The sequence below is a fragment of the Pseudonocardia nantongensis genome (genome assembly GCF_046546495.1).
Taxonomy (GTDB): domain Bacteria; phylum Actinomycetota; class Actinomycetes; order Mycobacteriales; family Pseudonocardiaceae; genus Pseudonocardia; species Pseudonocardia nantongensis.
The window spans coordinates 52,481-77,223 of sequence record NZ_JBKGXT010000014.1 but is presented as its reverse complement, the minus strand read 5'-3'; the positions used below and the strand labels follow the sequence as shown (position 1 = coordinate 77,223).

24 protein-coding genes, 1 tRNA gene and 1 pseudogene are annotated in these 24,743 nt (G+C 71.3%); 14 read left to right on the top strand and 12 right to left on the bottom strand.

Going from position 1 to position 24,743, the window contains the following annotated elements; genetic code table 11:
* Positions 1–4 precede the first annotated feature (4 nt).
* From ACLFMI_RS16495 to ACLFMI_RS16480, 4 genes are all read right to left on the bottom strand, one after another.
* Positions 5–640, bottom strand: coding sequence for a gluconate 2-dehydrogenase subunit 3 family protein (locus tag ACLFMI_RS16495; RefSeq protein WP_410948744.1), 636 nt, complete (start codon positions 638–640; stop codon positions 5–7).
* A complete protein-coding gene (locus ACLFMI_RS16490; protein WP_410948743.1) occupies positions 640–1,674 on the bottom strand; it encodes a sugar ABC transporter substrate-binding protein in 1,035 nt (344 codons plus the stop codon). Before ACLFMI_RS16490 ends, ACLFMI_RS16495 begins: the two co-directional genes overlap by 1 nt.
* 126 nt (positions 1,675–1,800) lie before the next feature.
* Positions 1,801–2,742 carry an aldo/keto reductase gene (locus tag ACLFMI_RS16485; protein ID WP_410948742.1) on the bottom strand — a complete coding sequence of 314 codons (942 nt, stop codon included), beginning with the start codon at positions 2,740–2,742 and terminating at the stop codon, positions 1,801–1,803.
* A 99-nt stretch (positions 2,743–2,841) separates the two neighbouring features.
* Positions 2,842–4,002 carry a nitrilase-related carbon-nitrogen hydrolase gene (locus ACLFMI_RS16480; RefSeq protein WP_410948741.1) on the bottom strand — a complete coding sequence of 387 codons (1,161 nt, stop codon included), beginning with the start codon at positions 4,000–4,002 and terminating at the stop codon, positions 2,842–2,844.
* A 210-nt stretch (positions 4,003–4,212) separates the two neighbouring features.
* Between ACLFMI_RS16480 and ACLFMI_RS16475 the strand changes: the two are divergent.
* From ACLFMI_RS16475 to ACLFMI_RS16435, 9 genes and pseudogenes are all read left to right on the top strand, one after another.
* Positions 4,213–4,440, top strand: a pseudogene (locus ACLFMI_RS16475) (hypothetical protein); the annotation flags it as partial.
* Positions 4,441–4,565: 125 nt separating this feature from the next.
* A complete protein-coding gene (locus tag ACLFMI_RS16470; RefSeq protein ID WP_410948833.1) occupies positions 4,566–4,766 on the top strand; it encodes a hypothetical protein in 201 nt (66 codons plus the stop codon).
* Positions 4,763–4,978: a class II aldolase/adducin family protein gene (locus tag ACLFMI_RS26790; protein ID WP_458788591.1), complete on the top strand. Its 216-nt coding sequence runs from the start codon at positions 4,763–4,765 to the stop codon at positions 4,976–4,978. Before ACLFMI_RS16470 ends, ACLFMI_RS26790 begins: the two co-directional genes overlap by 4 nt.
* On the top strand, positions 4,956–5,741 hold the full coding sequence (locus ACLFMI_RS26785; protein ID WP_458788590.1) for an L-ribulose-5-phosphate 4-epimerase: 786 nt from the start codon (positions 4,956–4,958) through the stop codon (positions 5,739–5,741). Before ACLFMI_RS26790 ends, ACLFMI_RS26785 begins: the two co-directional genes overlap by 23 nt.
* A 93-nt stretch (positions 5,742–5,834) precedes the next feature.
* Positions 5,835–7,016: a cytochrome P450 gene (locus ACLFMI_RS16455; protein ID WP_410948740.1), complete on the top strand. Its 1,182-nt coding sequence runs from the start codon at positions 5,835–5,837 to the stop codon at positions 7,014–7,016.
* Positions 7,017–7,066: 50 nt separating this feature from the next.
* Positions 7,067–8,428 carry an MFS transporter gene (locus ACLFMI_RS16450; RefSeq protein ID WP_410948739.1) on the top strand — a complete coding sequence of 454 codons (1,362 nt, stop codon included), beginning with the start codon at positions 7,067–7,069 and terminating at the stop codon, positions 8,426–8,428.
* Complete coding sequence (locus tag ACLFMI_RS16445; protein ID WP_410948738.1) at positions 8,425–9,213, top strand: SDR family NAD(P)-dependent oxidoreductase; 789 nt, start codon at positions 8,425–8,427, stop codon at positions 9,211–9,213. Before ACLFMI_RS16450 ends, ACLFMI_RS16445 begins: the two co-directional genes overlap by 4 nt.
* Positions 9,210–10,565, top strand: coding sequence for a UbiD family decarboxylase (locus ACLFMI_RS16440; RefSeq protein WP_410948737.1), 1,356 nt, complete (start codon positions 9,210–9,212; stop codon positions 10,563–10,565). The genes ACLFMI_RS16445 and ACLFMI_RS16440 overlap by 4 nt, the downstream gene beginning before the upstream one ends.
* Positions 10,562–11,155: a UbiX family flavin prenyltransferase gene (locus ACLFMI_RS16435; protein ID WP_410948736.1), complete on the top strand. Its 594-nt coding sequence runs from the start codon at positions 10,562–10,564 to the stop codon at positions 11,153–11,155. Before ACLFMI_RS16440 ends, ACLFMI_RS16435 begins: the two co-directional genes overlap by 4 nt.
* Before the next feature lie 22 nt (positions 11,156–11,177).
* Here the strand turns inward: ACLFMI_RS16435 and ACLFMI_RS16430 are convergent, their stop codons facing one another.
* From ACLFMI_RS16430 to ACLFMI_RS16400, 7 genes are all read right to left on the bottom strand, one after another.
* Positions 11,178–12,050 carry a LysR family transcriptional regulator gene (locus ACLFMI_RS16430; RefSeq protein WP_410948735.1) on the bottom strand — a complete coding sequence of 291 codons (873 nt, stop codon included), beginning with the start codon at positions 12,048–12,050 and terminating at the stop codon, positions 11,178–11,180.
* 102 nt (positions 12,051–12,152) lie between these two features.
* Positions 12,153–13,460 (bottom strand): benzoate/H(+) symporter BenE family transporter, encoded by a 1,308-nt coding sequence (locus tag ACLFMI_RS16425; protein WP_410948734.1) that lies wholly within the window; start codon positions 13,458–13,460, stop codon positions 12,153–12,155.
* Between the two features lie 46 nt (positions 13,461–13,506).
* Entirely contained in the window at positions 13,507–14,748 is a 1,242-nt protein-coding gene (locus ACLFMI_RS16420; RefSeq protein WP_410948733.1) for a 2Fe-2S iron-sulfur cluster-binding protein, read from the bottom strand.
* Positions 14,745–15,611, bottom strand: a complete 867-nt coding sequence (locus ACLFMI_RS16415) for an FAD binding domain-containing protein (protein WP_410948732.1) — start codon at positions 15,609–15,611, stop codon at positions 14,745–14,747. The genes ACLFMI_RS16420 and ACLFMI_RS16415 overlap by 4 nt, the downstream gene beginning before the upstream one ends.
* Positions 15,611–16,390, bottom strand: coding sequence for an enoyl-CoA hydratase/isomerase family protein (locus tag ACLFMI_RS16410; RefSeq protein WP_410948731.1), 780 nt, complete (start codon positions 16,388–16,390; stop codon positions 15,611–15,613). The genes ACLFMI_RS16415 and ACLFMI_RS16410 overlap by 1 nt, the downstream gene beginning before the upstream one ends.
* Before the next feature lies 1 nt (position 16,391).
* A complete protein-coding gene (locus ACLFMI_RS16405; protein ID WP_410948730.1) occupies positions 16,392–18,803 on the bottom strand; it encodes a xanthine dehydrogenase family protein molybdopterin-binding subunit in 2,412 nt (803 codons plus the stop codon).
* Positions 18,796–20,307, bottom strand: coding sequence for a class I adenylate-forming enzyme family protein (locus ACLFMI_RS16400; protein ID WP_410948729.1), 1,512 nt, complete (start codon positions 20,305–20,307; stop codon positions 18,796–18,798). Before ACLFMI_RS16400 ends, ACLFMI_RS16405 begins: the two co-directional genes overlap by 8 nt.
* Positions 20,308–20,960: 653 nt before the next feature.
* Here ACLFMI_RS16400 and ACLFMI_RS16395 point away from each other — a divergent pair.
* From ACLFMI_RS16395 to ACLFMI_RS16385, 3 genes are all read left to right on the top strand, one after another.
* On the top strand, positions 20,961–21,527 hold the full coding sequence (locus ACLFMI_RS16395) for a PadR family transcriptional regulator (RefSeq protein ID WP_410948728.1): 567 nt from the start codon (positions 20,961–20,963) through the stop codon (positions 21,525–21,527).
* 259 nt (positions 21,528–21,786) lie between these two features.
* On the top strand, positions 21,787–22,080 hold the full coding sequence (locus tag ACLFMI_RS16390) for a transposase (protein ID WP_410948727.1): 294 nt from the start codon (positions 21,787–21,789) through the stop codon (positions 22,078–22,080).
* Positions 22,081–22,088: 8 nt separating this feature from the next.
* The gene (locus ACLFMI_RS16385) at positions 22,089–22,961 is read left to right on the top strand and encodes an IS3 family transposase (protein WP_410948830.1); all 873 of its coding nucleotides are present in this window, start codon (positions 22,089–22,091) and stop codon (positions 22,959–22,961) included.
* Positions 22,962–23,181: 220 nt separating this feature from the next.
* On the opposite strand, the gene ACLFMI_RS16380 is transcribed toward ACLFMI_RS16385, so the two are convergent.
* A tRNA-Ile gene (locus ACLFMI_RS16380) sits at positions 23,182–23,256 on the bottom strand.
* Positions 23,257–23,369: 113 nt separating this feature from the next.
* Here ACLFMI_RS16380 and ACLFMI_RS16375 point away from each other — a divergent pair.
* Positions 23,370–23,756, top strand: coding sequence for a DUF2267 domain-containing protein (locus tag ACLFMI_RS16375; protein ID WP_410948726.1), 387 nt, complete (start codon positions 23,370–23,372; stop codon positions 23,754–23,756).
* Positions 23,757–23,850: 94 nt separating this feature from the next.
* On the top strand, positions 23,851–24,711 hold the full coding sequence (locus ACLFMI_RS16370) for an LLM class flavin-dependent oxidoreductase (protein ID WP_410948725.1): 861 nt from the start codon (positions 23,851–23,853) through the stop codon (positions 24,709–24,711).
* Positions 24,712–24,743 lie beyond the last annotated feature (32 nt).

Here is a 24,743-nt window from a genome sequence, read left to right as displayed (position 1 = left end):
GCGATCAGCACTCCGTCTTCGGCTCGTTGCGGGTGAAGTTCTCGTTCGGCGGCAGGCTCGGCAGCTCGCTCCGCAGGTCCGAGAGGGTCTTGATCGGGATCGAGCGGGCGTCGACGCCGGGACCCATCTGCTCGGCCGTGTAGCCCCAGTGCGCCCCGGGGAACCCGACGAGCTTCCAGCCCACCGCGCCGCGGTTGCCGCCGTATGCCGGATCGCAGAAGAAGCCCTCGACGGTGTGCTCGCGGACGACGGCGAAGAAGCGCAGCAGCACCGCGCCGCCGGGCTGGTCGGACGGGCCGAACTGCAACGAGTCCGCCGGCAGGATCTCGGGTCCGAGGTGCCGGCGCACCACGTCGTCCTGGGTGTCGGCGTCGAGGTCGGTGAACGGGGCGCCGTGCTCGCGCCGGCACAGCGCGTCGAGCTCGCGCAGCCCCCGCCGGTAGACCGTCTGCAGATCGGTGCTGAAGCCGGCGATCGCCTGGTCGATGTAGTACACGACCCCGGCGTCGGTCGCGCCCGCGTTGTCGCCGTCGCCCGGGATGATCCGCTCGGCCAGCGCCTCGACCGTGCGGGCCTCCTCGTCGTTGAAGTGGACAAGGGCAACGGACTCCTGCCGGCTCGTCCCCTGCTGGTGCGCCATCAGCTGTTCTCCCGCGATCGCACGTAGGTGTCCTCCGGCTTGAAGTACTCGGCCGCGTTCCCCGGGGTGACCACGGTGGTCTCGACGTAGTTGCTCCCGCCGGGGCAGGCGCTCGCGTCGCCGTTGAAGGCGGACAGCGCCATCCGGACCGCTTCGGCACCCTGGTCCCAGGGCTGGTTGGACGCGGTGGCTTGCAGCGGGCCGTCGGGGTTGTCGACCATCTCCTTGACGGCGTTCATCCCGCCGTCGTAGGAGCCCTCGACGATTCCGGGACCCCACAGGCCGGCCTGCTGCAGGCCCTGCTGGATGCCGGCCTGCATGACGTCGCTCTCGCTGTAGACGATCTTCAGATCCGGGTTGGCGGTGGCCACGTCGCGGACCGGGATGAGCGCCTGGTCGGGCAACCACTCCCCGTAGCGGAACGGGAGCTCCGTCGTCCGCACGGCGGGATGGGCCGACATCACCTTGTCGTAGCCCTCTATGAAGCCCTGGTAGCGGAGCTCGCTGAGCACGTCACCGGGGTAGCCGCCGACGCCGACCAACTTCATCTCGCCCGACGCGCCGAACTTCTCGACCGCGCGCTGGGCGATGACCTCGCCGGCGAGGGCGCCGGTGGCGACCTGATCCTCGGCGACGTAGCAGAAGGTGTCCCCGACCAGCGTCGGATCGAGGTTCGAGTTGACCGTGACCAGCGGGATGCCGGCCTGCTTCAACGCCTGGACCGAGGACGCCACGCCCAGTGGGTCGTTGGGATTCATGACCACCACGTCCACGCCGCGGCTGATCAGGGTCTGGACATCCTCGTTCTGACGGGTGGTCTCGCGGTTGGCGTCGAGGATCTGGATCTCGGCGCCCATCTTCGCCGCCTCGGCCTCGCCCCCGGCGACCAACGTCTTGAACCAGTCGCTGCCGGAGATCCCGCGCTGCGACCAGCCGATCACCAGCCCCTTGCCGGTGGCCTTCTCCTGCGGGCTGGCGGAGTCCTGCCCCGCACGGTTGCACCCGCTGAGGAGGAGGGCACCCGCGGCCAGCACCGCAATCCATGGCAGCAGACGACCACGACGACCAGATCGACATCGGGCAGAACTCATCGGACGCACTCCTTCGTGCACGGGACGAGAAGAGAAGGGGTTGGTGACAGCCCGGCGGGCGGTGGTAGGTCAGACCTCGTGGCCCGAGCGCCCCACGACCGCGAGCGGTTCGATCTCGGCCCAGACCTCGGCGGGGATGGGCCATTCGGCAAGCTCGATCGTCTGCTCCACGCGCTCCGGGGTGGACATCCCGACGATCGTCGCGGCGATCCGCTCCTCCCGCAGCGAGTACTGCAGGGCGGCGGCGGCGAGCGGGATCCCGGCCGCGGTGAGGACGCGCTCCATCGCCCGCACGCGGTCCCGGGTGGCCTCGCCCGCGGGGGCGTAGCAGTAGTTCGGGTGGGCGTCGGGTCCCTTGACGAGCATGCCGCCGCCGTAGGGGGCGCCGTTGACGAAGCCCACGCCGCGCCGGTGCGCGTCCTCGATCAGGGGCAGTGCCGACTGGTCGACGAGGGTGAAGCGGTTGTGGCTGATCACGGCGTCGAACGCGTCGGTGTCGAGGTACTGGAGCATGAGCGGGATGGGGCCGCCCGCCACCCCGATGTAGTCGATCACGCCCTGGTCCCGCAGGCCGATCAGGGCCTCGAGCGGGCCACCCGAGGCCACGCCGTCGGCGAAGGAGATCTTCTCCGGGTCGTGGAGGTAGACGAGCTGGAGGCGGTCCAGGCCCAGCCGCTCCAGGCTCTCCTCGACCGACGCCCGGACCCGGTCGCCGGAGAAGTCGGTGCTGCCGGGGAGCGGATCGACCTTGGTGGCGAGGACGACGTCCTGGGGCAGGCCTCCCGCCTGCGCCATCGCCTGCCCGATCCGGCGCTCGCTCTCCCCGCCGCCGTACTCGTTGGAGGTGTCGATGAAGGTGAAGGGACCCTCGAACACCCTCCGCAGCGTGCTGATGGCCTGCTCGGTGCTGACCTCGTACCCGTACTGGGCGGGGAAGCTGCCCAGCGGGCTCGTGCCCACGCATACCGGGGACACGACCAGCTTGGTGTGGCCGAGCCTTCTGTTCTCCATGTGGTCCTCCAGACGACCGGGTTCGGCCGGTTGACGCTGTTCAGCAGGAATGCACCCGGCCGCCCGGCCGCGAAGGAACGCGACCGGGAGCCGTCGGCGTCAGGCCTCGTCGGACGTCCTCGCGGCGGTCTCGGTGATCGGCCTGCCGTTCCCAGCGCCCGAGGCAGCGCCGTTCGACATGCTCGACGGCGGCACCAACACCCCACGCTCGACGAGCGTCGCGATGTTGCGGGCGCGGGTGGCGTCCTCACGGGCGAGCCAGCCCTCGGTGGGCGGCGCGTCGAGATACTGGTTCTTCGGGTAGATCGGCCTGTCGTAGATCGCCCGGTACTGCTCGGTCCGCAGGTCCTTGAACTGGTTGTAGAGGCCGTTGGCGATCCGGGAGCGGCGCAGCGCCTCGATGTCGATCGTGGTGCAGACGAAGGAGTCGCCGGCGGCCCAGCCCTTCTGCTGGGCGACGATCTGCCCGCGCGGATTGACGATCATCGACTGGCCGCCGAAGAGGTCCTGGAGGCCTCCGTCGTCGCGAATCTCCGGGCCGAGGTTCGGGGCGACGACGAAAACGGAGTTGAACACCGCGTGGGCGCGGTTCTGCAGCTCCCACATGCCGTTCATGACCGCGGGCTCGATGAGCGTCGGGCGTATGAGGATCTCCGCGCCGTTCATCGCCAGGCCCCGCGCGATCTCGGGGTAGACGCCCTCGTGGCAGATCGCGATGCCGATGTTACCGATCTCCGTACGGGCGACCGGGAAGATCGCCTCCATGACGTCGCCGCCACCCTTCTTCTCGATGAACTCGTCCCAGATGTCGTGGGGGTTCATGTTGCCGAGCATGCCGCCCTCATAGGCGTCGCTCGTGGCCTTGTAGCGCTTGTAGATCACGTCGCCGTTGGGGTCGATGATGAAGGCAACGTTGAAATAGCGGTCCGGGAAGTCGGAGTCCCGGACCATGTACAGCTCGGCGGCGATGTAGGTGTCGAGCTCACGGGCCTTCTTGCCGAGCTCGTCAGTCTCCGGGCCGGGGATCTCAACGGCGAAGTGCGCCTCCCGCTCCCGGTTGCCGGGGGTGTTGGGGATCATCCCCTGGATCGCCATCTCCGGGACGACGACCAGCTTGACGGGCGCCCCCTCCCACGCCGCGACCATCACCGCGGTGTCCATGAACTCGTTGATGCGCTTCACGTTGGCGAGCGCGTCAGTGCGCTCCTTGACGGTGAAGGTGCGGGGTGACAGGGCCACCACTGCAAAGGGGTCAACCATCAGGCGAGTCCTCCTTGAATCGCTCGGTCAGCGAAAACTGTGAGCGGTAACATTCGGAGTGTCAAGGGTTGACCCGGCCTCTGTTCCTGGCTTTACGGTTGATCCGACCGCTCAGGGAGGCTCAACAGACCGAGCTCAGTGATCGCTAACAGTAGTTCCGCCGACCCGGGCGGACAGGCCGCGGGGAGGTCCGGACGGCCGCGGTTCCCGATGGGGCAACATGAGCCCATGGCCCCGCCCGGTCGCGCGGTTGTCGTCCGCGTCGCCGACGGCGCCGAGCTCGCGTCCGCGGTGCACCCGTACCAGCACGGCGCTATCGAGCGGACGCTGCCTGCACGGTCCTGCCGACAGGCCTTCGGCACCCGCACGATCATCGAGGCGTTCGAGACGGCCGACGTGCCGGTGCGGGAGCTGGTCGTCGCCGGCGGGCTGTTGAAGAACCGGTTCCTCATGCAGGTCTACGCCGACGTGTGCGACCGGCCGCTGTCCACGATCGCCTCCGAGCAGGGCCCGCGCTCGGCTCGGCCGTCCACGCCGCCGTGGCCGCGGGCCACCACGCCGACGTGCGCGCCGCAGCGGCCGCCATGGGCGCGGTGCACCGCGAGGCCTACCGGCCCGACCCGGAGCGCGCTCGCACCTACGACGCGCTCTATGCGGAGTACCTCCGCCTGCACGACCACTTCGGACGAGGGCAGAACGACGTGCTGCACCGGTTGCGCACCATCCGGACCAGGGCCATTCAGGGACCGGGAGCGACGGCGTGATCCCCCGCTCCGCGAAGCCCGCGGTCGACAAGCTGCGCGAGCAGGTCGCCGCCCTGCACGCCGACCTGGTGCGCTACGAGCTGGTCGTCTGGACCGCGGGCAACGTCTCCGCACGCGTGCCCGGCCACGACCTGTTGGTGATCAAACCCCAGCGGGGTCTCCTACGACGACCTGACGCCCGACGCGATCGTGGCCTGCGACCTGCACTGTGAGCTGGTGGACGGCGACCTGTCCCCCTCCAGCGACACCGCTGCCCACGCCTACGTCTACCGACACCTGCCGGGCGTCGGCGGGGTCGTCCACACCCACTCCACCTACGCGAGCGCCTGGGCAGCGCGGGCAGAACCGATACCCTGCGCGCTGACGGCGATGGCCGACGAGTTCGGCGGCCCGATCCCACTCGGCCCGTTCTCCCGCATCGGCGACGACTCCATCGGCCGCGGCATCGTCGACACCCTCACGAGCCACCGCTCCCGCGCCGTGATCATGCAGAACCACGGCGTCTTCTCCATCGGCCGGGACGCGAAGGCGGCCGTGAAAGCCGCCGTGATGTGCGAGGACGTCGCCCGTTCCACGCACATCGCCCGCCAACTCGGCCTGGTCGTCCCGCTCCCGCACGACGACGTCGACGCTCTCTTCAACCGCTACCAGAACGTGTACGGGCAGACAGGAGCACGCGTGAAGCAGATCTGGTTCCTCACCGGCAGTCAGGGACTGTACGGCGAGGACACACTCAAGCAGGTCATCGAGCAGTCGCAGGCAATCGCCGAGGAGCTCGGGCGCGCGGTTCCGGCGGAGATCGTCTGGAAGCCGGTGCTCACCGACTCCGACGGGATCCACCGCGCGATCCACATGCGGGCGGGCGAGAACGTGTGCGTCCGCCGTGACGCAGACGCACTCCGGTGCACCGACGACAGTCGTCCGGGTGGGGCCCGTCCCTCGTTCCCCGTGGGTGAGCGGCTATCGCTGGCATAGCCAACTGCGCATCGTCGGGGCAGCGGTCCGCCTCGCAGACTCGGAGCACTCCGCCCCAGCGGGTGGAGCAACGAGCGTCGAGAAGAGGCAACGGTGCCCGAGAGCAGACTGAGCGGGGCCCTCCCGCAGTTCGATCCGCACGATCCCGGCCTGTCCCCCGAACGCGCCTACGCGACCTACACCGAGCTACGTGAGCGGTGCCCGGTCGCCCACGGCGAGCGCCACGGCGGCTACTGGTCGGTCTCCCGGTACGCCGACGTCCGCGACGCCGCGACCGACCACACGACCTACTCCTCGACCGGCGGCGTCTACCTGCCCCCGGTGTCCGGGAGCCGGTTCCCCCCGATCGACCACGACCCGCCCGAACACGCCGGGTTCCGCGAGCTCATCGCGCCGCTGACCAGCGGCGCCGCGGTGAAGACGATGGAACCGGCGGTCCGCGCCATCGCCGAGCGCCTCGTCGACGGGTTCGCCGGACGGGGCCGCGCCGAGCTCGCCGCCGAGCTCGCCACTCCGCTTCCGCTGGAGGTCATCACCCAGCTCTACGACCTGGGTCCGGAGGACACCGAGGAAATCCGCGGCTACTCCGAGGAGTTCCTGACCCACGCCTCCGGCCCCCGCGGCCCGGAGATCATCGAGCGGGTGTGCCGGTACTGGGTCGGGCTGTTCGCCGACCGCCGCGAGAACCCACGCGAGGACTTCCTCACCGGACTCCTCGAGGCCAACCACCGGCTCGGAGCCACCGACGACGAGCTCGCCAACATGATGTTCATCCTGACCTACGCCGGCCACGACTCCACGGCGCTCGGGCTGGGCAACACCCTGCTGTACCTGGCCGAGCACCCGGACGTGCAGCAGCGGCTGCTCGACGAGCCGAAGCTGGTTCCCTCCATGATCGACGAGATCCTGCGCCACGAGACCCCGCTGCACTGGTTCCCGCGACAGCTCACGGCCGACACCTGCCTGCACGGTCAGCGGATGAAGGCGGGTGAACGGGTGCTGCTGCTGTTCGCCTCGGCCAACCGCGATCCCGAGGTCTTCGACCGCGCCGACGAGATCGTGATCGACCGGCGGCCGAACCGGCACCTCGCGTTCGGCGCGGGGATCCACACCTGCCCCGGAATGGCCCTGGCCAAGCTCGAGATCCGCACGGCGGTCCAGGTCGTGCTGGAGCGTATCCCCGGGTTCCGGGTGGACGGCGACGTCGAGCGGACCGACCCGCTCGAGGGCGGAGGGCGCCACCTCGGCGTCCGGCGGCTGCCAGTGACCTGGTGAGCGCCGCCATGCCCGGCCCAGCCCCGACCCCCGCACCGACAACCCGTCAGATGGTCACCGCGGGGACCGCGTCCACGGTGGGTTTCGCGTTCGACCTGTTCGACCTGTTCATCCTGCTCTACGTGGCCTCCACGGTGGGCCCGCTGTTCTTCCCCACCGACAGCCCCACGCTCACGCTCGCGGCCACGTTCGCCTCGTTCGGGGTGAGCCTGGTGATGCGCCCGCTGGGCGGGGCGGTGTTCGGCCGCTACGCCGACCGGCACGGCCGCAAGCAGACCATGCTGGTCACCGTGGGCGGCGTCGGTCTGGCCACCGCCCTGATGGGCACGCTGCCGACCTACGCCGCGATCGGTGTCGCCGCACCGCTGGTGTTCGTCGCGCTGCGCCTGGTGCAGGGCCTGCTCGTCGGCGGCGTCGTCGCCTCGACCCACACCCTCGGCACCGAGACGGTGCCCCAGCGCTGGCGCGGGCTGGTCTCCGGGCTGGTCGCCGGCGGCGGGCCCGGGCTCGGCGCCGTGATCGCGTCGCTGGTGTTCCTGGCCGTGTCCTCGGCGTTCCCCGGACCCGCGTTCGACGCGTGGGGCTGGCGGATCATGTTCTTCACCGGGCTGGTGGCCTCGCTGGCGAGCCTCGCGTTCTTCCGGCTGCTCGAGGAGTCCCCGGTGTGGGCCGCCGCGCGGGCGCGGGCCGCCGGTGCGGCGCCGGAGCGGCCGGCCCGGGCCCGGGAGCTGCCGACCGCGGTGAGTCCGCGGACGTTGGTCGCGGCCGCCGCGCTGGTGATCGGCGCAGGCGCGCAGTACTACCTCACCTCGGGCTACCTGCCCACGTTCCTGGACAAGATCAACCAGCTGCCGACGGGCGCGCGTGGGCTGCTGCTGGTCTGGACCAGCCTGGCCATCCTGCCGATCGCGTTGCTGGCCGGGCACGCCTCCGAACGGTTCGGCCGCCGCCCGATGTTCCTGGCCACCGGCGCGGTGAACCTGGTGGCTCTGCCGCTGCTCGCGCTGGCCATGGGTGGGCTGGGCCCGGACGACACCGGGGCGCTGCTCGGCTACGGCCTGCTGATCACGGTGCTGGCCAACGCCCCCATCGCCGCGGTGCCGATCTTCCTCAACGAACTGTTCCCGACCCGGTTGCGCGCCACCGCGACCGCCCTGATCTGGAACGGCGGGTTCGCCATCGGCGGGCTGACCACCACGTTCGTGAGCCTCGCCAGCCCGACCGTGCCCGACATCCCCGGCCGGCTGGCAGTGTTCCTGGCCGTGGTCGTCGCGCTGTTCCTGCTCGGTGCGGCGTTCGTCCCGGAGACGCGCGGCGCGCTCGACCGCGAGGACCCGCGCGACGCCGTTCCGAGTCCGTCACCCACCGCCGCGGCCGACCGGCCGGAGGCCCTCCCGGGAGGATCACGATGAGCACGAATGAGCCGAGCAGCGAGCATGCGGGCCGCACCGTCCTCGTCACCGGCGCGGGCGGCGGGATCGGCGGCGACTACGTCGCCGCGTTCGCCGCGGCGGGCGCGAACGTCGTGGCCACCGACGTCGCCGGGGCCGCGGACGCGGGTACCGCCCTGGCCGACAAGGTGAGCTCCGCCGGCGCGGGAAAGGTCGTGTTCGTGACGGCCGACGTCACCTCCGACGCCGACTGGGAGACCGTCGTCGCCACCGCCGGCGCCGAGTTCGGCGGGATCGACGCGCTGGTCAACAACGCCGCGATCTACCAGGGCCTGCGCACCAAGTCGCCCCTGACCGAGCTCACCAACGAGTCCTGGGACCGGGTGCTGACGGTCAATGTGCGCGGCACCTGGCAGGCGATCAAGGCGGTGACCCCGGCGATGCGCGCCCGCGGCGGCGGACGGATCGTCAGCATCTCCTCCACCGTGGCGCGGATGGGCGCGCCCGGGTTCGCGCACTACGTGGCGTCCAAGGCGGCCGTGGACGGTCTCACCCGGGCCGCGGCCCGCGAGCTCGGAGCGGACGCGATCACCGTCAACGGCGTTGCGCCCGGCCTGGTCAGTGACGCCGCCAGCCGGACGCTCAACACCGGCGACTACATCGCCGCGGCGGCGAAGGGGCGGGCGCTGGGCCGCGAGATGACCCCGGACGACCTGGTCGGCGCCGTCATGTGGCTGGCCTCGCCGTCGTCCGGGTTCGTCACCGGCCAGACCGTCGTCGTCGACGGCGGTGGGGTGTTCACGTGAGCTCCGACCTGCGCTCCTGGCTCGACGTGCTCGACGGCCGCGGCGAGCTCGCCCGGCTGAGGTCCCCGATCGACCCGGACCAGGACGTCGCCGCGGTACTGACACGCGCCGACGGGCGACGCGCCGTGCAGTTCGGCCACGTGATCGGCGCGGAGTTCCCGCTGGTGGGCAACACCGTGCCGAGTCGGACGCACCTCGGCCTGGTACTGGGCTGCGAACCGGCCGGGGTCGCCGACCGCTTCGCCGCCGCCCTGGACGCTCCGGTGCCCTGCCCGGAGATGGAGGCGTTCGAGGCTCCGGTGCTGGCCAACCGCATGCACGACGATCGGATGCTCTCGGCGCTGCCGCTGACCCGTCAGCACTCCGAGGACGGCGGCAGGTACCTGACCTCGGCGCTGCTGGCGGTCCGCGACCCGGCCAGTGGGCGGATGAACCTCTCGATCAACCGGCTGCTGGCCGCGGGCGAGCGGGAGCTGCGTGCGCTGCTGCTGCCCGGGCGGCTGCGGAGGATCTTCACCGAGGCCGAGGCGGCGGGGCGCGACCTCGACGTCGCCCTGGTGGTCGGGGTGCACCCGGCGCTCGTGCTGGCCAGCCAGTCCCCCGCCGACCGCGAGCTCGACGACTACGCCGTGGCCAACGCGCTGGCCGCACCGGTCGAGCTGGTCGCCGCCCCGACCGTGGACGCGCTGGTGCCGGCCCGGGCGGAGTTCGTGCTGGAGGGCCGCTTCCGGGCCGGACGCCGCGGGGCCGAGGGGCCGTTCGGGGAGTACCCGCGCACCTACGGTCCCGGCGGCCCCGCCCCGGTGATCGAGCTGCTGCAGGGCTGGCACCGCGACGCCCCGGTGTTCCAGACGATCCTCTCCGGCGGCCGCGAGCACTTCTACGCCGGCGGCGTCCCGCGCGAGGCGGCCTGCCTGCGGGCCCTGCGCCGGGCCGGGCTCGACGTGGCGGCGCTGCGGCTACCCGAGTCCGGGTCCTGCCGGCTCACCGCCGTCGTCGCGCTGCGCGGGCCCACGCCGGGAGCGCCGACCACGGCGATGATGACGCTGTTCCTCACCGCGTCCACGATCAAGCAGGTCACCGTCGTCGACGACGACGTCGACATCGCCGACGACGAGCAGGTCGCCTGGGCGGTGGCCACCCGGACGCAACCCGACCGGGACCTGCTGGTGGTGCCGAACGCGAAGGGCAGCAGCCTGGACCCCTCGGCCGAGCAGGGGCTCACCGCGAAGCTGGGCCTCGACGCCACCGTCCCGGCCGCCGACCGGGACCGCTACCGGCAGATGACGGTGGCCCCGGCCGACCCCTCGGCACTCGAGCGCCACCTCGCAGAGCTGGGGGACCTCCGATGAGACGCATCATCGTCGCGCTCACCGGGGCGTCCGGGGCGGTGTACGGGATCCGCGCGCTGGAGCTGCTGCGCGAGGTGCCCGACGTCGAGACGCACCTGGTGCTGACGAAGGCGGCGCGGGCGACCATCGGCTACGAGACCGACCGCAGCGTCGCCGACGTCCGCGCACTCGCCGACGTCGTGCACTCCGACGGCGACCTGGGCGCATCGATCTCCTCCGGCTCGTTCCGGACGGCCGGGATGCTGGTCGCCCCGTGCAGCGTGAAGACGCTGTCCGGGATCGCCTCCAGCTACGACGAGTCGCTCGTGGTGCGGGCCGCGGACGTCGTGCTCAAGGAACGCCGGCGCCTGGTGCTGCTGCTGCGGGAGACCCCGTTGCACGCCGGGCACCTACGGCTGATGTCCGAGGTCACCGCCTCCGGCGCGGTCGTCATGCCCCCGGTGCCGGCGTTCTACACGCGCCCACGCAGCATCGACGACCTCGTCGAGCACACCACCGGCCGGGCTCTCGACCTGCTCGACGTGGACACCGACGCGGTCGCCCGCTGGACCGGTGAGCGCGACGGGGAAGCTGTCGTGCACCGGTTGTAGACACGCGGTCGGCGCTCCGCTCTCACTCGCGCGCCGTGCGCAGTAGCAACCGACGGAACGCCTGTACCGGCGGTGACACGTGCGCGCTGGCCCGCGAGACCACGCCCAGCTCACGGAACGCACAGGGGTCGGCGAGCGGGATCGTGGGGCCTTCGCCCGCAGCCAGTCTCGGCAGCAGCGCGACCCCCATGCCGGCGGCCACCATGCCGTGCACGATCGCCAACTGTCCGGTCTCCAGTACCACCCGCGGGCGGACACCGGCCTCGGCCAGCAGCCGGTCGGCAAGGTCACGCAACCCGTACCCGGTACGCATCCCGACGAGATCCTCGCCGGCCAGTTCGACGAGCGTGGCCTCCTCACGTCCGGCCAGCCGGTGCTCGGCAGGAATCCGCAACAGCACCGGCTCGCGGATCAGCACGTCGACGCACAGCCCGCTCAGGGTCAGCGGCATCCGAGTTATCGCCAGATCCAGTGCCCCGGAGCGCACGAGCTGCTCGAACTCCCGGGAGATGTCGTGCTCGACGATCCGCACCCCGACCAGCGGGTGCGCGCGCCGGAACTCGGCCAGCACGTCGGGCAGCATCCGGGCACCGATGCTGGGCAACACGCCCACCCGCACCTCACCCTCGCGCAGACCGCTGACCTCGGCCACCCGTTCCCGACCGCGTTCGAGTTCGTCGAGCGCGACCTCCGTGTGCTCGAGCAGCGCGGCCCCGGCCGCGGTCAGCACGATCTGTCGGCCGGTCCGCTCGAACAGCCGAGCGCCGACGTCCTGCTCCAGCTTGCGGATCTGCACCGACAGCGACGGCTGGGAAAGGTAGAGGCGGGCGGCCGCGGAGGTGAAGCTCCCCTCGTGCGCGATCGTCACGAAGTAGCGTAGTTGATGAAGCTCCACAGATCACCCCGGACCATCCGTTTCATACTGTTTTCACAGTACTGGCGCGCACACGGATCGGACACCTGCCGTACACGACGTGTCTGGCGAACGTGCCAGCACTCATCCGGCCTCGGCCCGGACTCTGAAGTCGCCCGGTTCGAGTACCGCCGAGATCGCGACACCGGCGACGAGCGCCCAGAACGGGCTGGAGACCCCCAGCGGCGCAACCCCGCTCATGGCCACCACCAGCGCGGTGAGCGCGCCGGTCCGGAAGCGGCCGTCGCCGAACGCGCCACGGAACGACGACACCAGCACGCCGATCATCGCGAGCCCCGCGACGACCGCCACCAGCTCGGTCGGCAGCGCTGTGACCGCGGTGACGGCGAACCCGGCGAGCACGCCGAACACGATGAACAGCACCGCGTTCACGACGCTCGCGGCGTAGCGGGCGTCGGGGTCCGGTCCGGCCTGCGGGCCCGCGCAGATCGCTGTCATGGGCCCGGCGACGTTGGCGTTGTGGCCGCCGGTCAGCGGAGCCAGCAGTCCGCCGACGCCGCTGGCGACCGTCATCGCGTTGATCGGTGGCCGGTAGCCCTGGCTGAGCAGCACGCCGTAGGCCTGGGCGTTCTCCGCGGCGATCACGAGAACCGCCAGTGGGATCCCGACGGCCAGGATCGCGCCGAGGTCGAATGTCGGGGCCACGAGTACCGGCGCCGTCCAGCCGTCCACGGCGGTGTCCTGTGCGGCGAATCCGCTCGTGACCGCGGCGGCGACCAGCCCGGCGAGCAGTGCGCCCAGCGCTCCAGGCACCGCCGGGACGAACCGGGACAGCAGCAGGAACCCGACGACCGCGGCCGCGACGATCCAGGGCGCGGACTCGGCCGCAGTCACAGCTCCCGTGCCGAACTTGATCAGTGCCCCTGCGATCATCGCCATCACGATCGGTTGCGGTAGCCACCGGGCCACCGTGCCGATCAGTCCGGACAGCCCGAGCACGAGCACGAGGAGCCCTGCGACGAGGAACGCCCCGACGAGGGCGGAGAACGGGAACGTCGCCAGCGCCCCGACCACCAGGACCGCACCCGGGATGGAGTATGCGCCGACGACCGGCATTCGGTAGCGCAGCGCGAGGAACAGCGAGATCAGCCCCCCGAACACGTAGATCCCGAAGATCCACGACGAGATCGCCCCACTGGACAGTCCGTTCGCGGCGGCGCCGTCGATCACGATCAGTGCGGGCCCGGTGCAGCCGAACACGGCCGCAACCACCCCGGCGCCGATCGTCGCGGGGTTGAGCCGCCGGGGCAGGTCGCGCAGCCCGGACCGGATCCCCGGGCCCGGCTCGATTCGGCGGGGCGGCTGTGGTTCGGTGGCGGCGGTGGGTGCGGCGGCGGGGCCCTGGGCGGGCTCGTCGGTGGGTGCGGTCATCGTGTCGCCTCCTTGCGATCACTTACCGGACTGGAGGGCCGGGTGGTTACCGGCGCCGCAGGACGCGGGCGCGGGCGAGCCCACGGCGGGTGAGCGCGCGGACGGTGTCCCGGACGGTCCCCAGCACCAGGCGGAGCTGCGCACCCCGGCGGGGCTCGGTGACCGACCCGGTCTCTGCGGCCTCGTCGACGCTCGCCGCGAACTGCTCGAACATTCGGCGCGACACGTCCCCGGCCAATGCCCGGCCGAACTGCGCGACCCGGCCGGTGAGATGGACGTCGGCGTGCGCGGTCAGGACCGTGCCGCCGTCCGGTCCGGCCTCGGCGGCCAGCAGGACGTCGGCCTGCGTGGCGCTACCGCCGGCGTCGGCGCCCTGTGCGTGGAACCGCAGCCGGTGCGCGGCCGGGTCCCGCTCGACGACCTGGGCCAGACCATCGAAGGACAGCTTCACCGGGCCGAGCGCGACGACGGCCCTACCGCGGTACCGGTCGTCGTCGAGCACCTCGGTGAGCCGCGCTCCCGGCAGGCAGCGGGCGAGCAGGTCGAAGTCGTCAAGCACCGCCCAGACCCGCTCGACCGGCGAGCGGAGCGGGCTGGTGACGTCGACGACCGCAGACGGGGGCCCGGACGGCAGCCGCACCTCCTGCGGGAGCGCCGCCTCCGGGACGTCCGTCTCGGCTGCCGCGGCTCCGGTCCCGCCTGACGAGACCCGCCCGACCAGGGTGCGCGCGCCGCACGCCCGTGGCCCCGGGACACCGTCCGGATAGGTCTGGCGCACGTCGTCGACGGCGGCGAGGATGCCGCGGTACCCGGTGCACCGGCAGAGCACGCCGGACATCTGCTCGGGGAGCTCGTCGCTCTCGACGTCCGGAGTGTTCGCGAGCAGGTCGTAGCTGCTCATGAGCATTCCGGGGGTGCAGAACCCGCACTGCAGGCCGTGATGCGCTGAGAACGCCTGCTGGAGCGGGTGCTGGTCGTCGGGTGTGCCCAGGCCCTCGACGGTCACGATCTCCGAGCCGTCGCATTGCACCGCGAACAACAGGCAGGCGCGGGCGGCTTCGCCGTCGACGAGCACGGTGCACATGCCGCAGACGCCGTGTTCACAGCCGAGGTGGGTGCCGGTGAGACCGAGCTGCTCGCGCAGCACGTCACCGAGGTGCGCGCGGGGCGGCACGGTGACCGTGGTCTCGGTGCCGTTCACCGTCATCGTGATTCCGGCGGTCTCGTCGGCGGCGACCCGGGCCCGCGGCTGGGCGGGGCCCGTTCTTCTCGGCTCCACCGTGGTCATGAACTTTCCTTCCCGTTCCGGGCGCGGTGCAGCGCACGGGACAGCTCGCGAGCGGCGAGCACGCCGAACAGCCGGCGTCGGTAGCCGGTGGAGCCGTGCGCGTCTCCTCCGGTGTCGACGACGTCGTCGGCGAGCGCCGCGATGGCCGGGCGCAGGTCGTCCTCGTGCTCGGTGAGCAGTGACGTGACGTCTCGGGTCACGGCCCGGTCGGAGATCCCGAAGCCGGTCAGCCGGGCGTCGGTCACGGCGCCGTCGCCGCCGACCCGGACCCGGGTGACGGCGCCGGCGAGCGCGAAGTCGCCGTGCCGCCGGGCGATCTCGGCGAACCCGAACCCCTCCCTCGTGCGGGCGGGGGGAAACGTCACCGAGACGACAACGTCCTCCGGGCCGGCCGCGGTGGTCATCGCACCGGTCACGAACTCCCCGGCCGGCACCCTCCGCCGTCCGGCCGGGCCGGCCAGCTCGACGGTCGCGTCGAGGCAGCACGCGAGGGCAGGGAGCTCGGCGGCCGGGTCGGCGTGCGCAAGGCTGCCGCAGACCGTGCCGCGGCTGCGCAGCTCCCGGTGCCCGACGAACGGCATGGCCATCCCGATCAGCGGGACGGCGTGGGCCGCCCGGTCGTGCTCGACCGCGCGCTGCCGCACCGCTGCGCCGACCCGGTAGCCCTCTGTGTCCGATGTGGACGAGGTCAGCTCGGGTACGGCCGTGATGTCGACCAGGGTGCTCGGGCGGCCCAGCCGCATCGCCAGGACCGGTACCAGCGACTGGCCACCGGCCAGTACCTTGCCGTCCCCGCCGGCGAGCTCGCCGAGCACGTCGTCGAGCCGGGCGGGGCGGACGTAGGCGAACGGTGCGGCCTTCATCAGCGACCCGTGAAGTTCGGTGTGCGCTTCTCCCCGAACGCCTTGACGCCCTCGGCGAAGTCCTCGGTCGCCCGCAGCATCGAGTACGCCTTCCGCTCCAGCTCGATGCCGGTGTAGAGCGGTCCGTCGACCCCGCGGTCGAGCACCTCCTTGGCCGTGCGCAGCGCGGCCGGGGAGAAGCCGGCCATCTTCCGCGCGATCGCGTCGACGTCCGAGTACAGCGCGTCGCGGTCCTCATACAGGCCGGCCAGGAGTCCCCAGTCCAGCGCCTGCTCGGCCTTGATCCGCGTCGCGGTCATGATGTGGAACTTCGCCCGGGACAGCCCGATCAGCCGGGCCAGGCGCTGGGTGCCACCGGAGCCGGGGATCATGCCGAGGTTCATCTCGGGCAGCGCGAGCTGGGTACGCGGGGTGCCGAGCCGGATGTCACAGGACAGCACCATCTCCAGCCCGACGCCGAAGCAGTAGCCGTCGATCGCGGCGATCACCGGCTTGGTGCTGCGGGCCGGCGCGGTGACGTCGTGGCCGAGGTCGGTGAGGTCGATCGGGTCGACCTCCATGAACCCGGCGATGTCGCCGCCGGAGGTGAAGTGCTCGCCGTCCGAGCGGACCACCACGACCCGGATCTGCGGGTCCCGGTCGATCTCGGCGAATCGCTCGGCGACCAGCCGGCGCATCTCCATCGTGACGACCGTGTACTTCCCGTGGGACAGGGTCAGGTACGCGATCTGCCCGTCGTGTCCGCGCTCGAGGACGACGTCGCCGCCGGTGAGTGCCATGTCAGGAGTTCCCCTTCTCGGTGAGCAGTTGGTGCAGTGCCTCGCCGTGCAGCGGCAGGCGGGTGATGTCGATCCCGTGCGGAGCCAGCGCGTCGGCGACGGCGTTGGCGTAGGCCACCGGGAAGCTCATGGACGACCCCTCGCCGCAGCCCTTGGCGCCGAGCGGGGTCAGCGGCGACGGGGTCACCACGTGGTCGGTACGCAGGTCGAACCCGGCCTCGGCGCTGGTCGGGCACAGGTAGTCGAGGAAGGTCGCCGCGGTCGGCTGGCCGGACTCGGCGTGGGTGAACTCCTCGTAGGCGGCACCGCCGAGACCGTGCACGAGCGCGCCGTACACCTGCCCCTCGAGCAGCGTCTGGTCGAGCACGGTGCCGGCGTCGTGGACCGAGGACACCCGGTCGATCGCGATCTCGAGGGTCTCCGGATCGATCCGTACCGCGATGATCTCGGCCACGAAGCCATAGCAGAGCGAGGAGTTGATCCGGTCGTCCGCGGTGGCGGCCTTGGTCTCTCGCGGGGAGAACTCGGCCTCGGAGTAGAGGCGGGCGGGGACACCGTCGGGCAAGGCGGCCGGGTCCCAGTGCACGAGGCCCGCCGCGTGCCGGAAGGCGACCGACCGGCCGTCCGGGTGGATGACCTTGCCGTCGGCGAGGGTGAGCTCGCCGGGAGCGGCCCCCTCCAGCATCGTTCCCGCGGCAGCCTTCACGGTAGACGCGATGGTGTCCGCCGCGGCGACGACCGCACTCGTGACCAGCGGTGCGAACCGCGACGAGTAGGAGCCCGAGCTGACCGTCCACGGCGTCGTCGCGGTGTCCATGTCGACGACCGCCCGGACCTGCGACAGCGGGAGCCCGAGCCGCTGCGCGGCGACCTTGCGGGCCACCGTGGCGTGCCCCTGGCCCTGCGGTACCGAGCCGAGCAGCACGGTCACTGCCCCCTGCAGGTCGACCGACATCCGGACGTGCTCGGTCGAGCCGGACTTGTCCCTCCCCGGCTTGCGGTCCTCGGCGGGGGTGGCCAGGCCGACGTAGCCGATATTGGTACCGGACGGGTCGACGACCAGCGCGGTGCCGATGCCGTAGAAGGCGCCTTCGGCGCGGGCCGCCTCGCGCCGACGTTCCAGTTCGGCCAGGTCGGCGTTCTTCACAACCAGGTCCAGAGCCGCGGCGTAGTCGCCGGAGTCGTAGACGCCACCGGTCGCGGTCTCGTGCGGGAACGAGGTCACCAGGTTCCGGCGTCGCACTTCGATGACGTCCAGGCCGGTCGCCGCGGCGACCGCGTCCATCAGCCGCTCCAACCCGAAGTAGAGCTGCTGACCGCCGAAGCCGCGGTTCAGCCCGGTCGGCATCGTGTTCGTGACCGCTGCGCGGGCGCGGATCTCGACCGCGCCGATCCGGTACGGGCCGGTGATGTTGCCGTAGCAGCGGTAGAGCGTGGAAGGCTCCGGCGGGCGCAGATAGGCGCCGACGTTGTCGATCAGGTCGGTACGCAGCGCCGTGACCGTGCCGTCGGCGTCGACGGCGGCGGAGAAGGTCATCGCCCGGTCGGCGCCGGTGGAGCTTGCCATCAGGTGTTCGACGCGGTCCTCGGTCCAGCGGACCGGGGTGCCGGCGTGCTTGGAGGCGAGCGCCATCAGCACCACGTAGGGGTAGATCCCGGCCTTGATCCCGAAGCTGCCGCCGATGTCGGCGGGCACGTGCAAGCGCACCCGCGACGTCGGTATCCCGAGCGCGCCGGCCATCACCGGCACCATCGAGAACGGTCCGTGGAAGTTCGCCCAGGACTCGACCGACGGCCCGTCGTTGCCCTCGGTCCAGTGCGCGATGACCGAGTAGCACTCCATCGGCACCGACGAGTAGCGCGGGAAGTCGTAGCTGCCAGTCACCACGTGCGCTGCGTCGCGGAAGCGTTCCTCCACCGGGCCGAAGGCGAAGGTGCGGTCGGTGGCGACGTTGGACCCGGCGTCGTCGTGCAGCAGCGGAGCGTCCGGTTCCAGCGCGGCGCGGGCGGCGGTGACGGCGCCCAGCTCGTCGTAGTCCACGGCGACGAGCTCGGCGGCGTCCTCGGCGATGTAGCGGTCGGACGCGACGACGACGGCGATCGGCTCGCCGACGAACCGCACCTTGTCCACCCCGGTCGGCAGGTACGGCATCGCCGCCCCAGTGGACAGTGGGAACGGCCGCAACGCGGCGCGCACCTCCTCCGGGCCGATCACCGCCGCCACCCCCGGATACGCCCGGGCCCGGGACAGATCGACCGACCGCAGCCGGGCGTGCGGGCGGGTGGACCGCACGACGGCGGCGACCAGCGTGCCGGGGAGTGGGTCGAGGTCATCGAGGAACGCGCCCCGGCCGGTGATCAGCGCGGCGTCCTCGTCCCGGCTCGGGACCCAGTTCTCGGCGCCCTCAGGCACGCGCTTCTCCCTTCGGGATGTACTCGCCGGCGACGAGCGTGCGGCGCAGCGTCTTGCCGACCCCGGATCGTGGGACCGAGTCGACAGCGATCACCCGTTTCGGTCGCTTCAGCGAGGGCAGGTGCTTCCGGGTGAAGGCCAGCGCGTGTTCGGCCGTGGCCAGCGGGTCGGCTCCGCGGACGGGGACCACGAACGCGCACACCGCGTGGCCCCAGCGTTCGTCTGGCAGCCCGACCACGCAGACGTCGTCGATCTCGGGGCAACGGGCCAGGACGGACTCGATCTCGTCCGGGTAGATGTTCTCGCCACCGGAGTTGATCATGTCGTCGGTGCGGCCGGAGACCCAGAGATCGCCGTCCTCGTCGGTGATGGCCAGGTCACCGGTGTGGTACCAGCCATCCCTGATGGTTTTATTGTTCGCGTCCGGCCGCTGCCAGTATCCGCCGAACGCCTCGGGCGAGGCCATCGAGACGATCATCTGCCCCTGCTCTCCGCGCTTGACCTCCTCGTCGACGGAGGCGCCGGCGTCCGGGGCGATCAGCCGCACCCGGGAGAAGAGCCCCGCGCGGCCCGCGCTGCCGGGCTTCGCGGCGACGTCGGGTCCGATGGTGAAGGTGTAGATCTCGGTCGAGCCGAAGTGGTTGACGAACGAGGCCGGCCCGACCTCGGCGACCAGCTTCTCGGCAAGCGACGACGTCATGGCGGCGCCGGCGTAGGCCAGGTTGTCGAGCGCTCGGGCCTCGCCGAGCCGGCCGGTGCGCAGCAGCGACCAGTAGATCGTCGGGACCAGGTAGAGCGATCCGACACCCTCGTCGAGGATCAGCTGCATCGACTCGTCGGCGTCGAATACGCCCTGGCCCACCCACGTGCCGCCGACGACGATCGAGGCGAGCAGGGTGCGCAGGCCCATGGTGTGAAACAGCGGCATCACACCGAGGGTCGCGACGCCCTGCCGCTGCCGGGTCTGCATCACGTGCGCGACGGCGGCGTGGTGTTCGGCACGATGTGTGCGTGGGACACCCTTCGGCTTACCGGTGGTGCCGGAGGTGTAGAGCATGACGCTGAGGTCCACCTCGTCCGGGACCACACAGACCGGGTCGTCAAGACGGGCCGCCAACTCGTCGACGGCCGCCACGTCGCGCAGCAGCTCGCTTCGGCCTGCGGCGGCGACACGCTCCGCGTGCGCCGGGTCGGCGATCACCAGGCAGGTGTCGGCGTCGTTTAGACAGTAAGCGAGCTCGTCGACCCCGAAGCGGGTCGAGAGCGGCACCGAGACCGCACCGAGCTTCTGCACGGCGAGATGCAGGCTCGCGAGCTGCTCGCCGCCGTGCATCACCAGACCCACGCGCTCCCCCGGCCTCACGCCCAAGCTGCGCAGAGCTCCGGCCAGTCGGTCGGTCCGCGCGTCCCACTCCCGGTAGGAGAGCCACCTGCCGGTGCCCCTGACCGCAGGCCGGTCGGGGTTGCGCTCGACCGCCCATCGCAGTGTCGTCACCAGGTCCATCCGACTCCCTCAGTTGGTCTGTTCCAGACCATACGTTTCATATGGTGCGAACGGAAGCCCAAGAGCGCGCCGACCCGGAGCGCCGAACCCGTACAACGTCCATGGGGCAGCACACGCCGGGGTCCCACCCCGGTCGTGCTCTCGTCCCGAGCGCTCCGTGCTGCGGTGTACAGGCCGCCCCACCGCGAAGTTCGCCGAGCCCCATACCTGGCGCGTGCAGTCGTCACCGGGGCGCCGCGGCCCGGCTGCTCTCGACGGTCTGCGGCCTCACCACAAGTGACGTCCACATCGGAGAGCACGATCGCCCTGCCGGAGGTCGTCCCCGGCCGGCCGCAGCCACGGCCTGCACGAGCGGTATTCCCGCACGGTCACGCTCCGTAGGAGCGGCACGACATCGCCCGGGGTCGCCTCGGTGCGGACCGCCGTGCAGCCCTACGTACCCAAGACCGGCGGGCCGACCGAGGCACTCCCGATCTCCGCCCTGGTCATCGCACCCGGATCAGCACGCACCCGCACACTCCGATACCGGGCCTGAACACGGCGGCGTCGAAGAGCCCTGCGATGTGTGAGATGGCCGTGCAGCCGCATCCGCGGCCCAGCGACTGCCCGGGTTTAGAGTTTGCGAAGCAACGACCGTCACGAGGGGAGAGCAGATGCGGCTGTCCACGACGTCGTATCTGGTCATGGGCATGATCGCGTTGCGCGGGCCCTCGACGCCGTACGACCTCAAGCGGGCGGTGAGCCGATCCGTCGGCTACTTCTGGCACTTCCCGCACGCACAGCTGTACTCCGAGCCGGAACGACTCGCCCATGCCGGGCTGCTCGCACTCAACACTGAAGATCGCGGTCGGCGACGCAAGACGTACTCCCTTACGAGTGAGGGCCGGTCCGCGCTGCGCGAGTGGCTCGCCGCGCCCACACCCGAGCACTTCGAGATGCGCGACGTCGCCGAGCTGAAGCTGTTCTTCAACGAAGCCGGCTCCCCGGACGACGTCGGGAAGCTCGCCCGGGAGCAGATCCGTCAGCACGAGAGCCGCATCGCCGACTACGAGGACATGGTCGCCCGGCACGGCCGCGAAGACTGGGCAGAGCCGCGCATGATCACTCTCGAGCTGGGTCTGGAGATGGAGCACGCCGCACTGAGGTTCTGGACCGCGCTCGCCGGTGACGACCTCGACCGGCTCCGTCGCGAACGGGCCGAGCGCGATCCGCGCGGCTGACCCACCCACTGCAGGCGGGCGGCGGGCAGTCTGGTGGAGTCCGGGGTGAGCGCGCCCCTGGAGAGGCCGACAGGGCCGAAAGTCTGCGGTGCGGTGGGCGCGTCGCGTGGATCAGAGCCCTGTCCTCGAAGGCGTGCCCGTGGTCGCGCCCGCTGCAGATTTCGGGACTTCGACGGCGCCACCCGCTGGATTGAGCTTGACCCCTGACACCGGACACGTCACCTGAGGTGGACCCGGTCCGCCAGGGAGGATGTTGTTCGTGCCTGCACCTCACCCGCCGGAGTTCCGGCGCCGCGCGGTCGACCTCGCTCGCGCCGGCGACAAGCCGGTGTCTGCGATCGCGAAAGAACTGTCGATTTCAGAGTCGTGCCTGCGGAACTGGATGGCGCAGGCCGACGCGGACGACGCCGGCGGCTCCGATTCGCGCCTGAGCAGCGTGGAGAAGCGTGAGCTGGCCGAGCTCCGTAAGGAGAAGCGTCGCCTTGAGGTAGAGAACGAGATCCTCAAGCGCGCGGCCGCGTACTTCGCCCGGGAGAACGTTCTCCCAAAGTAGTCTTCCCGCTGGTCCGTGAACTCGCCGACGACGGATTCGACGTCGCGGTGACCTGCCGGGTTCTTGGCGTACGCCGCCAGGGCTACTACGAATGGCGATCCGGGCGACAATCTGCCCGGGCGATGGAGAACGAGTTGCTGCTCAAACACATCGAGAGGATCCACGAAGACTCTCGCGGGACCTACGGATGGCCACGGGTGCACGCCGAGCTCACCCTCGGGCTCGGGCAGGTGGTCAACCACAAGCGTGTCGCCAGGTTGATGCGTCAGGCCGGGATCCAGGGCCTCTACCGGCGACGCCGCCGAGGCTGCACGGTCCGTGACCCGCACGCCGAGCCCTACGCCGACCTGGTCGACCGGGACTTCACCGTCGACGGCCCGGACGAACTGTGGATGACCGATATCACCGAACATCCCACGCAAGAAGGGAAGCTGTACTGCGCTGCGGTCCTCGACGCCTATTCACGACGGGTGGTCGGCTGGTCGATCGATGACAACATGCGCACCGAACTCGTCACCGACGCCCTCGGTATGGCGACCATCCGCCGCAGCCCCGAGCCGCATTCGGCGATCCTGCACTCCGACCACGGCTCACAATTCACTTCATGGGCGTTCGGGCGGCGACTGGTCGACGCTGGACTCGTCGGCTCGATGGGGTCGATCGGCGACTGCTACGACAACTCCGTGGTCGAGTCGTTCTGGGGCACGATGCAACTGGAACTGCTCGATTCCCGGACTTGGAAAAACCGTGCCGAGCTTGCCAACGCGATATTCGAGTGGATAGAGTGCTGGTACAACCCGATCAGGCGCCACTCCAGTATCGGGATGCTCAGCCCGGTCGGCTACGAAGCCGCCCACGCCCCGCCAGACCAGGATCACTGACCCCGCACCGTCGGTGTCCGGCGTAGGGGGTCAAGCTCAGGATCGAGCGTGCCGGCTCGACGAAGGCGGCGGCGTCACGGGCCATCCAAGGTGAGATCCGTACTCGAACTCGCAGTGTCGCTGTCGCGCCGCTGCGACCGGAGCACACGTTCGAGCGTCGTGTGACTAGATCACTCTACGGCGTCGTGCTTCGACAGCAAGGCTACGAACTGGGGATTTGTGCGGCGGGCCGGGCTCGAACCGGCAACCTGACGGGTTATGAGTCCGCTGCTCTGACCAGTTGAGCTACCGCCGCGGGACCTCGAGATTACTGGACACCGATGCTCCGGCTGCCGCACACGCTCCTCGTGTCGCTCCCCCGACGCTCGGGTGGAGTGTGAAGCGCCGGTCGCCGGGTAGACGAGGGCCATGCAGGAAGAGGAGATCGTCCAGGCAGTGTCCGAGAGCACCGGTACCGACCGAGAGACCGCCGGTCGGGCGGTCCGCTCGACGCTCGAGGTGCTCGGTCAGCGGCTCGCGGGCGGGCAGTCGTCCAACCTCGCCGCCCAGCTCCCCGCGGAGCTGAAGCCGTTCCTCCCGTCCGACGCGCCGGGCGAGCGGTTCGACCTCGCCGAGTTCTACCGCCGGGTCGCCGAGCGGGAGAACGTCACCGAGGCGCAGGGCCGTCAGCACGCACGGGCGACGATGCACGCGGTGACGGTTGCCGTCACCGACGCCGAGATCGAGCACGTCGCCGCCCAGCTGCCGCCCGAGTACGCGGACCTGCTCGGCACCGAGCCGGTACAGAAGCACTGAACAGGCCGGCTCGACGCGTGGCGGCCGAGCCGGTCGAGCCCGCCCCGCCCGGTCACCCGTCCGGTGGCGACCCCGGCTCACCTACCCTCCGACGGTGCAGTTCGGCTACCTCACCCACGTCACCGGTGACGACCCGGCGCGCGCGTTCCGGGACACCGTCGAGCTCGCGGTGCGGGCCGAGCAGCTCGGCTTCGACTCCTTCTGGGTCGCCCAGCACCGCGACGGGCATCTCGACGGCCTGTTGCCCTCTCCGCTGGTGCTGCTGGCCGCGGTCGCCGAACGCACCCGGCTGATCCGGCTGGGCACGGCGGTCGTCGCGCTGCCGCTGGAGGACCCCCGACGGCTCGCCGAGGACGCCGCGGTGCTGGACGCGCTCTGCGGCGGACGGCTCGAACTCGGGATCGGCGCCGGGGCGGACGCCGACGCATCGCGACGGTTCGGACGCCGCTACGACGACCGGCACTCCGACACGCTCGCCCGGCTCGACATCCTGCTGGAGCTGCTGCCCGGTGACCTGGCCGAACGGGTGTGGTGGGCCACCGGCACGTCGTCGTCGATCGACGCGGCCGCGGCCCGTGGAGTCGGCATCGTCTCCGGGCAGCCGCCGGGCACCGGCGGCGTCGTGCCCGACCTGGCGCGCTACTGGACCTACGCCCGCGGAGTTCCCCGGGTAGCGCTGTCCCGTCCGCTGGCGGCCGGGCGGACACCGGAGCAGCTGGCCGACGACCTGTCCGCCGATCGGGCCCTGTCCTGGGCGGGTGAGGTGATCGTGCAGGCGCAGCCGTCGACGGCTCCCGCGGAGGTGCACCGGGAGGTGCTGGAACGGGTCGCCCGCCGGATCCGGCCGTCCCTGGCTCCGGTGACGCCGACGACCGAGACCCTCCGTTCGCCCCGCCCGGCACCGCGGCCGGTCGCCCAGATCGGCCCGGCGGAGGCCGCCCGCACGATACGGTAGCGCTCCGGCGGGCGTCCGCGATGCCCGCGCCA